The 15,866-nt window shown below is 71.2% G+C and carries 8 protein-coding genes; 3 read left to right on the forward strand and 5 right to left on the reverse strand.

Annotated elements, in window-relative coordinates; genetic code table 11:
* Positions 1 to 3: 3 nt before the first annotated feature.
* Both IF29_RS43465 and IF29_RS0112960 read left to right on the forward strand, forming a co-directional pair.
* Complete coding sequence (locus tag IF29_RS43465; RefSeq protein ID WP_051725242.1) at positions 4 to 795, forward strand: DUF5707 domain-containing protein; 792 nt, start codon at positions 4 to 6, stop codon at positions 793 to 795.
* A 185-nt stretch (positions 796 to 980) separates the two neighbouring features.
* Complete coding sequence (locus tag IF29_RS0112960) at positions 981 to 2,591, forward strand: purple acid phosphatase family protein (RefSeq protein WP_232242126.1); 1,611 nt, start codon at positions 981 to 983, stop codon at positions 2,589 to 2,591.
* A 98-nt stretch (positions 2,592 to 2,689) separates the two neighbouring features.
* Here the strand turns inward: IF29_RS0112960 and IF29_RS0112965 are convergent, their stop codons facing one another.
* Entirely contained in the window at positions 2,690 to 5,749 is a 3,060-nt protein-coding gene (locus IF29_RS0112965; RefSeq protein ID WP_030253604.1) for a S53 family peptidase, read from the reverse strand.
* Positions 5,750 to 6,227: 478 nt separating this feature from the next.
* On the opposite strand from IF29_RS0112965, the gene IF29_RS0112970 reads away from it, so the two are divergent.
* Positions 6,228 to 6,878, forward strand: a complete 651-nt coding sequence (locus IF29_RS0112970; RefSeq protein WP_030253605.1) for an HAD family acid phosphatase — start codon at positions 6,228 to 6,230, stop codon at positions 6,876 to 6,878.
* Here the strand turns inward: IF29_RS0112970 and IF29_RS0112975 are convergent.
* The 4 genes from IF29_RS0112975 to IF29_RS43475 all read right to left on the reverse strand — a co-directional run bounded on the left by IF29_RS0112975 (position 6,844) and on the right by IF29_RS43475 (position 15,661).
* Complete coding sequence (locus IF29_RS0112975; protein WP_030253607.1) at positions 6,844 to 8,397, reverse strand: hypothetical protein; 1,554 nt, start codon at positions 8,395 to 8,397, stop codon at positions 6,844 to 6,846. The two genes, IF29_RS0112970 and IF29_RS0112975, sit on opposite strands and share 35 nt — an antisense overlap.
* Positions 8,398 to 8,520: 123 nt before the next feature.
* A complete protein-coding gene (locus tag IF29_RS0112980; protein WP_198037433.1) occupies positions 8,521 to 11,772 on the reverse strand; it encodes an efflux RND transporter permease subunit in 3,252 nt (1,083 codons plus the stop codon).
* A gap of 2 nt (positions 11,773 to 11,774) precedes the next feature.
* On the reverse strand, positions 11,775 to 12,218 hold the full coding sequence (locus IF29_RS43470) for a hypothetical protein (protein WP_051725243.1): 444 nt from the start codon (positions 12,216 to 12,218) through the stop codon (positions 11,775 to 11,777).
* Positions 12,218 to 15,661 carry an efflux RND transporter permease subunit gene (locus tag IF29_RS43475; protein ID WP_051725244.1) on the reverse strand — a complete coding sequence of 1,148 codons (3,444 nt, stop codon included), beginning with the start codon at positions 15,659 to 15,661 and terminating at the stop codon, positions 12,218 to 12,220. The genes IF29_RS43470 and IF29_RS43475 overlap by 1 nt, the downstream gene beginning before the upstream one ends.
* Between the last annotated feature and the right edge of the window lie 205 nt (positions 15,662 to 15,866).

Here is a 15,866-nt window from a genome sequence, read left to right on the forward strand (position 1 = left end):
ACCATGCGCAAGCGCATCGCCGGAATCCTGCTGTCCGGCACCACCGCCCTCGCGGCCCTCGCCGCACCCGGGGCGGCCTACGCGGACACCGCCTCCGCTCCCGTCATCGACTCCGTCAAGGCCACCTCCGTGGTCCTCGGGATCACCAACACCAGGACCGTCACCTACACGGTCACCGTCTCGGACGACTCGGGGATCAAGAGCCTCAAGCTGATGGGCCTGCCGGCGGTGGAGGAGCAGGAGGGGCTCGCCTACTCCAAGTCCTACCTGAAGTCCTACGGCGGCAGCGCGACCTGCACCGCCAGCTCGGCCACCACCTCGGTGTGCACCTACGCCGAGACCTACTCGGCGTACAACTACAAGGCCGACCAGTACGTGTACAACGGCCTCGCCGGCAACTGGGACGCTGAGCTGCTGGTCACCGCCGCAGACGGGGGTACCACCTGGGACACCACCGGGACGGTGTTCACCGTCAAGCGCAACGCCGAGATCACCCTGGCGAAGAGCACCGCCACCCCGAAGAAGAGCAGCTACTTCACGCTGTCCGGCAAGCTCACCCGGGCCGACCTGGACAACTCCGCCTACAAGGCCTACAGCGGTCGCACGCTGACCCTGCAGTTCGAGGCCAAGGGCGGCACCACCTGGTCCGCCGCCGGCACGGCGACCACCTCCAGCACCGGGGCGTACTCCTACAAGGTCAAGGCCTCGTCCTCCGGTTCCTACCGGGTGGTGTGGGCCGGCAACGGCGTGACCGGCGCGGTGACCAGCGCGGCTGCGGCGATCACGGTCAAGTAGCCCGGTCGCACGGTCCGAGCCCGGAAGCGGGTGCCGGGTGCCGGGTGCCTCGACGGAGGCACCCGGCGGTCGGCGAGGGTGATGAGTCGTCAGGTGCATGGCTGTACGCAAGGCCGTATTCACTGTGCCGTCATCGGGCGGGAACAGGGTTGGGCGGTCCGCTGCGCCTGCCCTGGAGGAACATCATGGACGACACCATGGACTCACAGCTCGAAACCCCGGAGGAGCCCGGAGGGCTCTCACGCCGCCACGCCCTCGGGCTTCTGGGAACCGCAGGGGCGGGAGCGGTGGCCGTGCCGCTGCTCGGGGCCGGCACCGCGGAGGCGGCCGCGCCGCTCGGCGCCCCCGCGTTCAGCCTGACCCCGGACGCGGCCGGCGCGCCGCCGGTCCAGGGCCTGCACCTGACCTTCGGTGCGGACCCGAGCAGCCAGATGGTGGTCTCCTGGATCACCGACGGCGCCGTCGACCGGCCCCAGGTGCACTACGGCACGCTCAAGGACGGCTTCGGCTCCAGCGCCTCCGCGCAGACCCGGACCTACGTCGACGGCAAGTCCGGCCGCACCGTCTACGTGCACCACGCCGCGCTGAACCGGCTGAAGCCGGCCACCGACTACGTCTACCTGGTGTCGCACCGCGGCACCACCCCGGACAGCGGCAACTTCCGCACCGCGCCCCGCGGCCGTGCGCCGCTGACCTTCACCAGCTTCGGGGACCAGGCGACGCCCGAGGTGACCTGGACCGCCGCCGGCCCGGTGGGCCTGGACGCCAACTCGACGCCCGCCTCCAAGGACATCGTGGCCGGCATCGAGCAGGTCGCGCCGCTGTTCCACCTGCTCAACGGCGACCTGTGCTACGCCAACCTGGACGTGGACCGGGTGCGCACCTGGAACAACTTCTTCACCAACAACACCCGCTCGGCCCGCTTCCGCCCGTGGATGCCGGCGGCCGGCAACCACGAGATCGAGAGCGCCAACGGCCCCATCGGCCTCGGTGCCTACCAGACCTACTTCTCGCTCCCCTCGACCGAGACCGACGCCGAGCTGGCCGGCCTGTACTACGCCTTCACCGCGGGCTCGGTGCGGGTGATCGTGCTGCAGAACGACGACAACGCCCTCCAGGACGGCGGCGACATCTACATCAGCGGCTACTCCGGCGGACGCCAGCTGTCCTTCCTGGAGCGCGAGCTGAAGGCGGCCCGGTCCTCCCGCGAGATCGACTGGATCGTCGTCGCGATGCACCAGGTGATGATCAGTTCCTCCGACGCCAACGGCGCCGACCTCGGGCTGCGGCAGAAGTACGGCCCGCTGTTCGACCGGTACGGCGTGGACCTGGTCGTCTGCGGTCACGAGCACAACTACGAGCGCTCGCTCGCGGTCAAGGGCGTCGTTTCCGGCAGCGAGACGCTCACCCCCAACCCGGTCTCCACCGCCACCGACGACATCGACTCCTCACTCGGCACGGTGCACATGATCCTGGGCGGCGGCGGTGTGTCCGGCACGACCAACCAGGCGTTCTTCAAGGACGGCACCGCCAAGGTGATCACCGCGGTGTCGGCGACCGCGGGCTCCAACGGCAAGCGCACCTCGACCTACGTCAAGGAGCAGGCGGTCTGGACCGGGGTCCGCGACCTGGAGCACCCCTACGGCTTCGCGGCCTTCACCGTCGACCCGGGCCGGCACCCCGGCGACACCACCCGGCTCCAGGTGACCTACTACAACGTCAACATGCCCAACGGGAACCTCTCGGTCTTCGAGCAGTTCACCATGCACCGCAAGCGCTCCGACGGCTACAGCTGACACGGCGTCCGGGTACCGGCCGGGGCCCCGTCGACCAGAGGTCTGGTCGGCGGGGCCCCGGTGTGTTTCGGTTCGGCGGACTCCCGTCCTGCCGTTCGTCACATGTAGTAGCCGAAGACGTCGGCGATCACATTGGCCTTGCTGCTGACGTACAGGTCCACCTTGCCGTCGGAGCCGACCGGCACGATCACCTGGTTGGGGATCGGGTTGGCGTTGGACCAGTTGAGGTTGGACGCCAGCGGCCGGGTGGCGCCGTCGGCCCAGGCGGTGAGGTAGCCGCCGGCCGTCGAGCCGAGCACCGTCACGTTCAGGACCACGGCCTTGATCCCGCTCGGGATACCGACACGGCCGGTGACCTGCAGCGCGACATGCTGCCCCGCGGCGACCGCGGTGCTGGCGAGCAGCCGGGACGGGCCCGCGACGGTGAACGAGCTGCCGCCGGCGTCGGCGGTGTAGTAGCCGAAGACGTCGGCCAGCACATGGCTGCTGCCCACGACCTTGATGCTGACCCTGCCGTCCGCGCCGACCGGTACGACGGCCAGGCCGGCGATGACGGTCCCGGCGGCGGACCAGTCGACGTTGGACACCGTCGGGACGCTGCCGCCCTCGGCGTAGGCCGCGAGGTAGCCGGAGCCGCCGGTGCCCACCGCGGTCAGGTTGAGCACGACGGCCTTGGCGTCACTGGGGATGCCGTTGGCGCCGTCGACCGCGAGGCTGACGGTGCTGTTGGTGATCGCCGTCCTGGTGCTGACGCCCTTGGCGGAGCGGGTGTCCAGGATGCGGGTCGGGCTCTCGGTGGTGAGCGTCAGACCGCTGGTGTCGTCGGTGTAGTAGCCCTGGACGTCCGCGATGACCTGGGTGGGCCCGGTGGTGTAGAAGTCCACGCCGCCGTCACCGGAGACCGGGACGGTCACCAGGTTGGCGATGGTCTGGCCCTTGACCCAGTTGAGGTTGGACGTCTTGGGACGGGTGGTGCCGTCGCCCCAGGCGGTGAGGTAGCCGGAACTGGTGGTGCCGGTGACCGTCACATTGAGGACCACCGAGGTGACCCCGGAGGTCGGGATGCCCGCGTTGCCCTCGATCTGCACGCCGGTCATGCCGTAGGCAGGCACGATGGCGCTCTTGCGGGTGTCCAGCAGACGGGTCGGGGTGACCGCGTGGTAGGTGCCGGCGCCGGTCGCCGGGGCGGCCAGTGCGGCGCAGAGGCTGGTGGTGAGCGCACCGGCCTTGGGCTCGCCGAGACCGGTGGCGAGGTCGTAGCCGGCGGCGGTGGCGGCGGAGTAGCCGCCGTGGCCGATGTTGTTGTTGCCGAGGGTGATGTCGGAGAAGTCGGCCGCGTACGCGGTGCGGGCCGCCGAGTACAGCGCCGGGTTGACGAACCCGAGCGGGCCGTTGGCCTTGCAGGTGGTCTGGGCGTCGGCGATGGCCGTCAGGGCCGCCCAGGTCGGGGCCGCGCCGCTGGTACCGCCGATGGTGCCCCAACCGCCGCCGAAGTAGAGGGCGTAGCCGTTGTGGGGGTCGGCGAGCGCCGAGACGTCCGGGACCTGGCGGCAGGTGTAGCCGGTGTGGGGCTTGCACGCCGTGGAGCTGAACCCGGAACCGGTGAAACCGGACTGGTAGTCGAGCGCGGTGCCGTTCGGCAGCGACCAGACCGCGGAGGTGCCACCGCCGGAGGCTCCGCCTTCGCTGTTCCAGGTGGAACGGGTCGAGGCCGGCTTGCCGATGAGATCGGTGCCGCCGACGGCGGTGACGAAGGGCTGGCTGGCGGGATCGTCGGTCGACGCCGTGTACTGGTTGGTGCTGTCGGTGTCCTGGGCGCATCCGCTCGCGCCGTCGTCACCCGAGGCGACGAGGACTGTCTGGCCCTGCGCCGCGGCCTCCTCGAAGTAGTAGTTCTCGGCGCTGATGAGCGCACCCGAGGTGTCCAGCTCGCAGCTGCCCCAGCTGGAGGAGAGCACCTGGGCGCGGTCGTCGGTGACCATGGTCCGGTAGACGTGTTCGACGTCGGCGTCCGAGAGGTTCGGGTTGCTGACGGCCACGCCCTTGGCGTTCAGGACCGTCGCGTCCACGCCCTCGTAGTCGATGACCGAGGCACCGGGCGCCAGCCCGACGATGTCCTCGATGTCCAGCAGCGACTCGATGCCGATGTTCTGGTCGGGGTCGGGCGCGACCTTCGATCCGCCGTCGACCTTGACGGTGCTGACCGCTGCGCCGGTGCCGTAGCAGGACTGGTAGGCCGCGACGTCGGACGAGGAGAAGGCCTCGAGTTCCATGACGCCGACGGTGATGCCGGAACCGCTGGTCGAGGTGTGCTCCATGCCGTAGCTGGTGGCCAGGTTGCCGGCGCTGTAGTACCCGCCGCCGTCGCTGCCGATGCTGCTCAGCGCGCTCTTGGCACTGGTGCACAGCTGCGGCCCGGTGGTGCCGGCCTGGGCCCGCACGGCGCTGCTGCCGGTCGACGCGCGTGCCGCGGAGGTCGCTGAGGCTGCGGAGGCCGCGGTCCGCGGGGTGCTGTGCCTGGCGTTGATCCGGATCAGGGTGTCCATCCCGGCGATGCCGGAGACGTAGCCGGCGATGTTCCCGGCGAGTTCCGGGGCGGCGCTGTTGGCGTAGCCGGTGCTGCCGTCCTTCAGCCTGTAGCTGGCGAAGCCGGTGCCGAACGCCTTCCCGGCGGCGGAGAGCGTGGTGCTGACCGGGATGGACAGGCCGTCGGCGCTGACCCTGCCCGGGTTGAGCCCCTCGGCCTTGAGCGCCGCGGTGACCTTGGCGACGGTGTCCGCGGTCGGCCCGAAGGTGTCGGCGAACTGTCCCTTGGCCAGGTAGTGGTGGTACTGGGCGTTGCCCTTGGTGGACACCGCGGCGACGAACGACTTCAGGGCCGCGGGGTCGCGGGGCTCCAGCCCGACGCTGAGGGTGACCGCGGTGCTGCCGGCGGGGGCTCCGGTCCTGACCGCCCCGTCCGGGATGCGGGCGGCGGTGCCGACCCGCTTGGGCGTGGTCGACGCGCTCGCGGCGCCCGTCCCGGCGGTACCGCCGGCGCCGGCCGAAGCAGCGGTGGCCGCGGTGGTGGTGGCCAGGAGGGCGGCGGCGGTGGTCGCGGCAATGAGCGCGACCTTGCCTATGCGCCCGCTCCGGACGGCATTGACCCGTATGGTCATGCAGATTCTCCTAGGAACTGACACGACGTCATGCATCGGGAGCGGTTGCGCGCAGGCGCCACGGATCATCGGCCGACAGCCGGATCACGGTGGGTGCGGGCGTTCGCTGTTCTTCGGTGGACGGGGCCGCCACCGGAACATGCCCCTTGCAGAACGAACTAGATGCACTTTCTATCAGGATTGATCCAGAGTTGCCGCTGGGATCGGATGGTGCTGGGGATTCGTTACGACAATGACGTCAAGGCCAGGTCCGGTCGGCGGCCGGTCGGCGGTCGGGTCGGACCCGCAGAGAGCGGACGGGTCGGACCCGCAGGGACCCGCTTCAGCGTCCGCCTGGCTTACCGGTCAGTAAGATGTCATGAACGGGACGGGAGCCGTCCGGCTCCGCGCCTCCTGGCGTTCGCCCCGGGTCGGGAGTCTGCACAACGGGTCGCAGTGACCCACTCTCTGAGGGACCGTCAGAAGGAGACCCCGGGCCATGAACGCCGCGCGCCGCTCCACCTTCTCCGCCGCAGCAGTCACCGTCGCCTGCGCCGCCGCGCTGGGCCTCGGCCTCGCCGCCCCGGCCGCCGCCGCTCCGGCCCGCGCCGCGAGCACCGCCGTGAGCACGAGCACGAGTACCGCCGCCGCGAGCACGGTCAGCTACGCGACCTGGCTCGCCGACGCCACCGCGGCGACCGCCCCGGCCCAGGCCTACCTGCAGCAGCGCGTCGCGGCGGTCTCCTCGACCAAGGGCCTGGCGATCGTGCTGGACATCGACAACACCTCGCTGGCCTCGTACTTCTCCTCCGGCTACCCGGTCCCGGCCACCCCGCCGGTGCTCGCGCTGGCGCAGTACGCCACCGCGCACGGGGTCAAGGTCTTCTTCGTCACCGGCCGCCCCGACCTGATCGACGCGGCCACCGAGTACAACCTGACGTCGGTCGGCTACACCGTCGACGGCCTCTACAGCCGCAATGTGCTGCAGCTGCTGGAATCGCTGCAGACCTTCAAGACCGCGGCCCGCAAGCAGATCGAGGCGAACGGGTACGACATCGTCGCCAACGTCGGCAACAGCGCCTCCGACCTGGCCGGCGGCTACGCCGACGCCACCTTCAAGCTGCCCGACTACGACGGACTGCTGGACTGAGCAGGAGCGGACCCGCGGCCCGCGACCCCGGCTCGGGAGTGAACCGGGGTCGCGGGGAGGCGGAGGCCGAGGCGGAGGCCGAGGTGCTGGGGGAGCCGCCGGACCGGCTGGTGCCGTTGAAGACGATGGGCGCGGTGTAGCCGCTGGTGCTGTTGTCCCAGGGGAAAGTGACCGGCCCGCCGATGTAGTCGCTCATGAAATTCGTCAGCCTGGCGCTGCCTCGGGCGTTGGAGAGCGTTGCGTCCAGACGGACCCTGAAGGTGTAGAGGACCTGGTAGCCGGGGCCCTGGGCGTAGTTGGAGTTGCACTCGTAGGGGCCGTGGCCTGCGGTCGCACCCTTCGGGGCCAGTTCGCAGCCGTCGGGCACCTTGGTGACGGTGGTGCCGGCCGGGAAGGCGACCTTGAGGGCGTCCACGGCCTCGCCGCCGCTGCGGTCGTAGATCAGGGCCGGACCGTTGTTGCGCATGCCCACGGTCACCGCCACGGTCTGCCCCTTGGCGCCGCGGGCGCTGCCGCCGACCGCGCTGAAGTGGGCGTGGTTGTCCGCGTAGACGTCGAGTTCGGTGTAGCTGTCCTCGGGGTTGATGTCGGCGGTGTTGGCGTGGAGCGAGGAGGTGGTGACCGCCTCGGCGGTCAGCGCCGGGCCCGTTCCGCTGGTGTAGCCCGAACCGCCGGCCACCGCGGCGTCGGCCTGGGCGCCCGGGGGCAGCACCGAGGCGGTCAGCAGGGTGTACCAGGCCTCGCTGGTGACGCCCACCTGTACCGGGTCGGCCAGCCGCAGCGACTGGCCCGGGGCGATCGGGGTGTTGATGGTGCAGACGGCCCGGACGCTGACCAGGTCGCCGGTGGGCTTGCCGTACTTGCAGTTGCTGTAGTGCTGCTTGAAGTCGAGGCCGGCCATGGTCTCCAGGGTCAGCACCGTCGACGGGGAGGTCTCGTTGCCGGTGTTGGACCACTGGATCGGGGCGCTCAGGGTCGAGCCGACCTTGGCGTGGTGGACCGCGCTCAGCTGCTGGATCGTCAGGTCGGCGCCGGAGCCGACGGTGACGGTCTGCGGGACCTCGTAGGAGTCCACGCCGGGGGCGGTGGCCTTGAGGTCCAGGGTGCCCTGGGCGCCGTCGGCGGCCTTGGGGTCGGCCTTCAGCCCGATGGCGAGTTCGGTCGGGGGCTGGCCGCTGCCGAGGTCGTCGACATGGCTGATCTTGCAGGTGCCCACCGTGGCGGTGTGGGTGCAGGTGGCGGGCCAGACCACGTCGGCCACCCCGGCGAGACCGCTGACGTCCACGGTGAGGGTGGCCGAGGGGATGTGCCCCTGCTGGTCGTGGGCGACCTCCACATGGAGGGTCTTGGTGCCCGCGGTGCCGTTCACCGCCTTGGGCAGGGTGAGGTTGGACTCGCTGATGTTGATGTGCAGCGAGTCCGCGGCGAACGCGGTGCCGGCCCCGGCGAGCAGCGCCGTGCCGGTGACAGCGAGCGCGGCGGCGGTGCTGAGGGCGCGGCGGGTGCGTATGGATCCCACGGGAGTCCTTCGGTCGCTGGGGTCAGTCGGTGCACACTAGCCCCTTCCTGTGCGACCGCAATGTGCGGGCCGGGGAACGATCCGGACACAGAGCACCCCATGGACGCAAACCCCGCACCGGCTTTATCGAAGTGTTACGGCGGCAGCCTCCGGCGCGCTCCGGCGGCCGCGCTTGGCGAAGCGGAGGTAGAGGGACGGGACCACGAAGAGGGTGAGCAGGGTGGAGGTGATCAGGCCGCCGAGGATCACGACGGCCAGCGGGTACTCGATCTCGTGACCGGGCTGGTTGCCCAGCACCACCAGCGGGACCAGGGCCAGACCGGTGGCCAGTGAGGTCATCAGGATCGGGGCGAGCCGTTCGCCGGCGCCGCGGACCACCAGGGCCGGGCCGAAGGCCACGCCCTCCTGTTCCTCCAGGTGCTGGCAGTGGTTGACCAGCAGGATGCCGTTGCGCGCGGCGATGCCGAAGACCGTGAAGAAGCCTACCAGGGCCCCGATGGTGACCACCCCGCCGCCGATCCAGATCGCGATCACCCCGCCGACCAGCGACATCGGCAGGGTGAGGAACACGAACACCGCCAACCGCCAGGAGCCGAAGGCGAGTTGGAGCAGGATCAGGATCGCCGCGGCGGCGATCAGGGCCGTGGTGAGCAGGCTGTTCTGGGCGCTCTGCCGCTCCTTGTACTCCCCGAGCAGCGCGTAGTGCGAGCCCTGCGGCACGCTGAGGCCCACCAGGTTGTGCTGGATGTCCTGGACCACGTCCGACAGGTCGCGGCCCTGGACGTTGGTGCCGACGTCGATGTAGCGGGAGTTGTCCTCACGGGTGATCAGGTACGGGTCCGGCCCTATGGTCACCTTCGCCAGGTCGCCCAGCCGGACGCTGCCGCCCGACGGGGTGTCCAGCCGCATGTCGCTGATGGCGGTGGGGTTGGACCGGGCCGAGGGCACGCTCCACACGTACACCCCGTACACCTGGTTGCCCTTGAAGACGTTGCCCATCTCCTGTCCGGCGACCATGGCGGCCGCCTGGCGGCGGATGTCGCCGGGTTTCAGGCCGTACTTGGCGGCCGCGGCCAGGTTCACCTCGACCTGGATCTGCGGGGTGTCGACCGACAGGTCGACATGCGGGTCCACCACGCCGGGGACCGACTGGATCCGGCCCAGCACCGCGTCGGCGGTGCTGCGCATGGAGGCCAGGTCCTGGCCGTAGATCCGGATGGTGACGGCCTCCTTGGAGCCGGACAGCACCTCCTCGATGCGCTCGTTGAGGTAGGTCTCGACGTCGCGGTAGAGGCCGGGGTAGCTGTCGACGACGGCGCGCACCGCGGCGACGGTGCGGTTGTAGTCGACCTTCGGCGAGATGCTGATCCACACCTCGGCCGCGTTGATGCCGACGACCTCCTCGCCCTGCTTGGCCCGGCCGATGTGGGCCCCGAAGTCGGTGACCCCGGGGATGGCGCTGAGCTCGTTGCTGAGCTTGGTGGTGGTGCGGACCACCTCGGCGTCGGAGGTGCCGGGGATGGCGTCCCAGTGGATCAGCAGGTCGCGCTGCTGGAAGGTGGGGAACAGCGACTGCCCGAGCTGCGGGGCGACCAGCGCCCCGGCCAGCACGACCAGGCCGAAGACCGCGTAGGCGGCCCGCGGCCGGGCCACGATCCGCCCCAGCAGCGCCCCGTACCAGCGGCGCAGCACCCGGACCAGCGGGGACTGGAAGCGCTTCAGCTTCGCCTTGCGCAGCAGGATCAGGGTCAGCGCCGGGGTGACCGTCAGCGCCACGGCCATCGAGGCCGCGATGGCCAGGGTGTAGGAGACGGCGAGCGGCCGGAAGAAGGCCGCGGTCAGCCCGTGCAGCAGGAACACCGGGACCGACGCGCAGACGATGATCAGGGTGGCGTAGACGATGGGGCTGCGGACCTCCAGTGAGGCCCCCAGGATGATCCGCGCGGTGGAGGCGGACTCGTCCGCCCGTCTGGCCTCGCGCAGCCGGCGCAGGATGTTCTCTACGTCGATGATCGCGTCGTCGACCACGGCGCCCAGCGCGATGATCAGCCCGGCCAGCACCATGGTGTTGACGGTCGCGCCGAAGGCCCGCAGCACCAGCAGGGTGGCGGCCAGCGACAGCGGGATGGTGATCAGGCTGATCAGCGCGACCCGCCACTCGAACAGGAACAGCACGATGATGACCACGACCAGCAGGAAGCCGAGCAGCAGGGCGTCGGTGAGGTTGTGCACCGAGTCCGTGATGAAGTCCGCGGGCCGGAAGATGTGGGTGTCGAACTGGACCCCGGGCAGCCCTGGCTGGAGCTGGGCGATGACCTGGTCGACGTCCTTGGTCACCTGGAGGGTGTTGCCCCAGGGGAGCTTCTCGACGACCAGCAGCAGGCCGGGCTTCCCGTTGATGACCGCGTCGCCGATGATCGGCGTGTAGTCCTGGACCACCTGTCCGACACTGCCCAGCGGAATGTTCTTCCCCTGCGCCGCCGGGTCCTCCAGCGGGACCTTGGCCAGGTCGGCCGGGGTCTGGATGGAGAGCTGGTGGCCGACCTGGTAGCGGGAGTTCGGGGTCTCCACGCTGCCGCCGGCGCCGACCACCGACCCGGTGGAGAACTGCAGCGCGCCGGAGTCCAGGGCGTCGGAGGTGGTCCGTTCGACGTCGTCCAGGGTGGTGTGACTGGCCGCCAGTTTCGCCGGGTCCACCTGCACCTGGAAGGTGGGCTGGCGCTCGTTCCAGATCGACACGTCGGCCACGCCGTCCACCCGCAGCAGCCGCGCCTTGATGTTCCAGTAGGCGAGTTGGGACAGCTGCATGGTGCTCAGCGTGCTGGAGGTCATCCCGATCTGGAGCACCCGGCCGGTCGCCGAGACCGGCGGCAGCATCACCGGCGGGCTGGCCCACTTGGGCAGCGTGGGGCGGACCGTGGACAGCCGTTCCTGGACCAGCTGGCGGGCGTGCAGCAGGTCGGTGCCCGGCTTGAAGATCAGCACGATGGAGGAGAGCTGCGGCACCGAGGTGGAGCGCAGCGTGTCCAGCCCGGCCATGCCGTTCATGGACAGCTCGATCGGGACGGTGACCAGGTTCTCGACGTCGGAGGTGGACAGGCCCAGGCTCTCGGTCTGGATCTGCACCTGCGGGGGTGCGAACTCCGGGAAGACGTCCAGCGGGGTGTGCGGGATGGTGGCGATGCCGACGGCCATCAGGGCGACCGCGGCGGCGACCACCAGGAAGCGGAAGCGCAGGCTCCAGGAGACGATGGCCTGCATCGCGGTGCGGCGCGGCCGGCGCGGTCCCCGCGGCGCCGGCACGGAGGGCGGACGGGCGGCCGGACGGGCGGATGTGCCGGTCGGGGAGAAGGGCGTGGAGCCGGACGGGTCCATGGTCACTCCTCTCCCACGCCGTACTCGGCGCCCAGCAGTTCGGCCGCGGCCACGTCCACCACCGGGGTGCCGGGCGGCGGCCCTGAGCTCAGCAGCACCTGGCCGTTCACGGTGCGGTCGACCACGACGGCCACCCGCAGGTAGGTGCGCGGCGCCGGGACGGTGTAGGTCCAGGGGCGGCCCTCGGGGTCGTAGATCAGGGCGGTCTCCGGGATCTGCAGCAGCCCGCCCGAGCCGGCCGGGCGGAGCACCGGCGTGGTGGCGATGGCGAGCCGGCCGACCGCCTCGGGGGTGAGCACCACCCGGTGCAGCGAACTGCCCGGGATCGGCACCAGGGTGGCGGGCTGGACGTCGTGCGCGGCCTCCGCCTTGGGGCCGCAGGCGGCCAGCAGGGCGCCGCCGAGGACGGCCAGGACGGCCGTGGCGATGGTGCGCCGACGCCTCATCAGCGCACCTCCCCGGCGGCGGCGGGGTCTCCGGAGACGGGGTGTCCGGTGCCGGGGTTTCCGGGGCCGGGATCCGCCGCGGCGAGCTCGTCCGGGGCGCGGTCGCCGCCGGGCAGCCACAGCTGCAGGGCCGGCAGCAGCACCAGGGTCACCAGTGTGGTGCTGACCAGCCCGCCGAGCACGACCAGGGCGAACGGCCGGGCCAGCTCCATCCCGGGGATGTCGCCGCGCACCACGAACGGCGCCACCAGCAGGGCCAGCGCCACAGCGGTGGTCAGCACGGCCGGAGCCGTCCGCCCGGCGGCGCGCCGTACGTCCGCGTCGTCCCGGAAGGCGTGGAACAGCGTCAGTCCGCCGTGGACGGCGATGCCGAGCAGCGGCAGGAAGCCGACCAGCGCCCCGGTGGTGATCCGGGAGCCGTTGACCAGTGCCGTCAGCACCCCGCCGGAGAGCGCCAGCGGGAGGACCAGCAGCAGTACCGCCGCCCGGCTCCAGCTGCGCAGCGCCGCCTGGAACAGCAGCAGCGCACCGGCAACGCAGGCCAGTACGCACAGCACCAGGGTGAGCTGTCCGCTCTGGGTCCCTTCCAGACCGCTGCTGACCTCGGCGTGGTAGCCGAGCGGCAGTTCCACCGCCTGCACGGCCGAGCGGACCCGGCTCAGCGTGGTGCCCAGGTCCTGCCCGTGCACGGTGGCGACCACGTCGACATAGCGGGAGGCCTGGTCGTGGTCGATCTCGGTGGGTGCGGGCTGGATCGACACCGTGGCGATGTCCTTCAGCGCGACCAGGCCCCCGCTGGGGGTGTCCAGCATCAGGTTCTGCAGGTCGGAGAGGTTGTCCCGGACCGCGGGGGTGCTCCACACGGCCACGTCGAAGATCTGCTGCTGCTGGTAGTAGCTGCCGACCGGGATGCCGGCCACCAGGACGGCGGTGGCGCGGCGCACGTCGCCGGGCTTGAGGCCGTACTTGGCGGCCTTGGTGACGTCCGTGGCGATCTCGATCGAGGGCTCGGTGGGGACCTGCCGGATCGTCGGGTCGGTGATGCCGGGCTGCGCGGCGACGGCCTGCCGCAGCCGTTCCGCCTGCACGGCCATGACCTTGGTGTCGGTGCCGTAGAGCCGGACCCGCACCGCGTCGTCGCCGTCGGTCACCTCCGCGGTGGCGTCCTGGAGCGCCAGCTGGGGGTAGGTCAGCACGGTGTGGTGGACGGACTGCTGGTCGAGCGCCTTGCGGACGGCGGCCGTGGTGCGGCCGTAGTCGGCGCCCGGCGCCAGGGTGACCCAGGTCTGCGCCGAGTCGACATTGACGATCTGATCGCCCATCAGGGACTGGCCGATGTCGCTGGCCACGTCCTGGACGCCGGGGACGGCCCGCAGGCTGTCGCCGGCCGCGGTGGTGGTCTTCTCCATCGCGGGCAGCGAGGTGCCCGGCGTGGCCTGCCACTGCACCAGCAGATCGCGGTCCTGGGCCTGCGGCAGCAGCCCCTGGGAGGTGTGCGCCAGCTGCGGGATGATCGCCAGCGCGGCCAGCGCCAGCACCACGGCCAGGGAGCAGGCGACCACCGGGCGCAGCCCGTTGTCCAGCAGCCGGTGGTAGCCGCGCTCGATCCAGTGCGCCCGCGGCGACGGCTGGAGCGTCTGCTCCGGGCCCGGGGCGGGCTCGGTCCGCCGGCGCCGCCCGGGCCGGAGCAGCAGCTGGGCCAGGGCCGGGGTGACGGTCAGGGCCACGGCGCTGGCCGCCAGCAGGGCGAGCACATAGGCGGCGACCATGGGACGCGCCATCGAGCCGCCGAGGCCGGGGATCAGCAGCAGCGGCACCGCGGTGACCAGCAGCACGGCCAGGGCGAAGCCGAGCGGCCGACGGGCGTCGACCAGGGCCTCGGTCAGCAGCTCGGAGAGCGGCGGACCGGGGTCGGGGTGCGGGCCGGGGTCCGGATCGGGTGTCCCCGGATCGGGTGTCCCCAGATCGGGTGTCGGCGGCGCGCCCTGACCGTTGGTCGACGGGAGGTCGGCTGCTGACGGGAGGTCACCGCCGTGCGGCAGGGCGGTGGCCCCGGCCGGCGCCAGCGGATCGGGAGTGCCGGCCCCGGGGCTTCCGGCGGCGCCGTTGACTCCGGCCGCGGCGGCCGCGGCGGTGCGGTCGCCGTCGGCGCGGGCCGCGAACCCGCGGACCGCGCCGCGCAGCGCCAGCACCCCCGAGACGGCGTCGTCGACGATGATGCCGAGCGCCGCCAGCATCCCCAGCAGCGTCATCTCGTTGAAGGTGGCCCCGAGCAGGTAGAGCACATACGCTGCCGCCACCAGCGGCAGCGCCACCGCCACCAGCCCCACCAGCGCGACCCGCCAGGACCGCCAGCACACGCCCAGCCACAGCGTCAGCAGGACCAGTCCGGCCAGCGCCGACCAGCCGAGGTCGTGCAGCGCGGACTCCACGAAGTTGGCCGGCCGGAACACCGAGGTGTCGATGGTGACCCCGGTCAGCCCCGGTTTGAGCTCCGCCATCGCCTGTTCGACGCCCTTGGTCACCGCCAGGGTGTTGGCCCCCGGCAGCTTCTCCACCACCAGCAGGAACCCGGAGCCGCTGGAGAGCACGGCGTCGCCGCGCAGCGCCGGGTGGTCCTCGACCACGGTGGTGACGTCGCCCAGCTTCACCGGCGTCTTGCCGGTGGTGTCCTCGACCGGCACCTGGGCCAGGTCCTGCGGCCGGGTGATGGGCAGGATGTGCTGGACCGACAGGCGCTGGTTGGGGGTGTCGATGAAGCCGTCCGCGCCCGGCGAGGAGGCCTCGACGAAGGTCAGCGGCGAGGTCCACATGGCGTCGCCGGTGGTGTTGATCACCTGGGACAGGGTGACCCCGGCGGCGTGCAGCTTCGCCGGGTCGACCAGGACCTGCAGCTGCTGGTCGCGCTGGCCCCAGATGGTCACGTTGGCGACCCCGGGGACGGCGAGCAGCCGGGGCCGGATCCGCCAGCGGGCCAGCGTCGACAGGTCGATCAGCGAGGTGGACTTGGACGACAGTCCGATCATCATGGTGCGGCTCTGCGCGGACTGCGGCTGGATCATCACCGGGGGAGTGCCCACGTTGACCACCGCGGGCCCCTGGGCGACCCGCTCGGTCACCAGCTGCCTGGCCTTGTAGATGTCGGTGCCGGGCTTGAAGGTCAGCTCGATCGACGACAGCCCCGGCACCGACTGCGAGCGCAGCCGGTCCAGATAGGCCAGGCCGTTGAACTCGTCCTCCAGCGGGACGGTGATCAGCTGCTCGACCTCGTTGGTGGACAGCCCCAGGGCCTCGGTCTGCACCTGTACCTGCGGCGGCAGGAACTCGGGCAGGGTGTCCACGGCTGCATGGCGCAGCGATCCCACCCCCACCACCAGGACCACGATCGCCGCCGCCACCACTGCTGCGGCCAGCCTGATGCTCGAACTCACGATCCAACGCATGCCGATCCCCCCGAACCGTTGTCCTGGGAGGGTCCCCCGATGAGGAACGTCCTACACCCGATATTCACTGAACGTGTACAGGTCGTCACCTGAGCATCATGAACGCTGATATGTGAATCATCCGGATGTGACACGAGTTGTTCCGGTGCCGCCCGGGGACTGTCGGCCCTCGTTATGAGAGTTCACTTGCACAAGTCGATGAGAG

The sequence above is a fragment of the Streptacidiphilus jeojiense genome (genome assembly GCF_000719095.1).
Lineage (GTDB): Bacteria > Actinomycetota > Actinomycetes > Streptomycetales > Streptomycetaceae > Streptacidiphilus > Streptacidiphilus jeojiensis.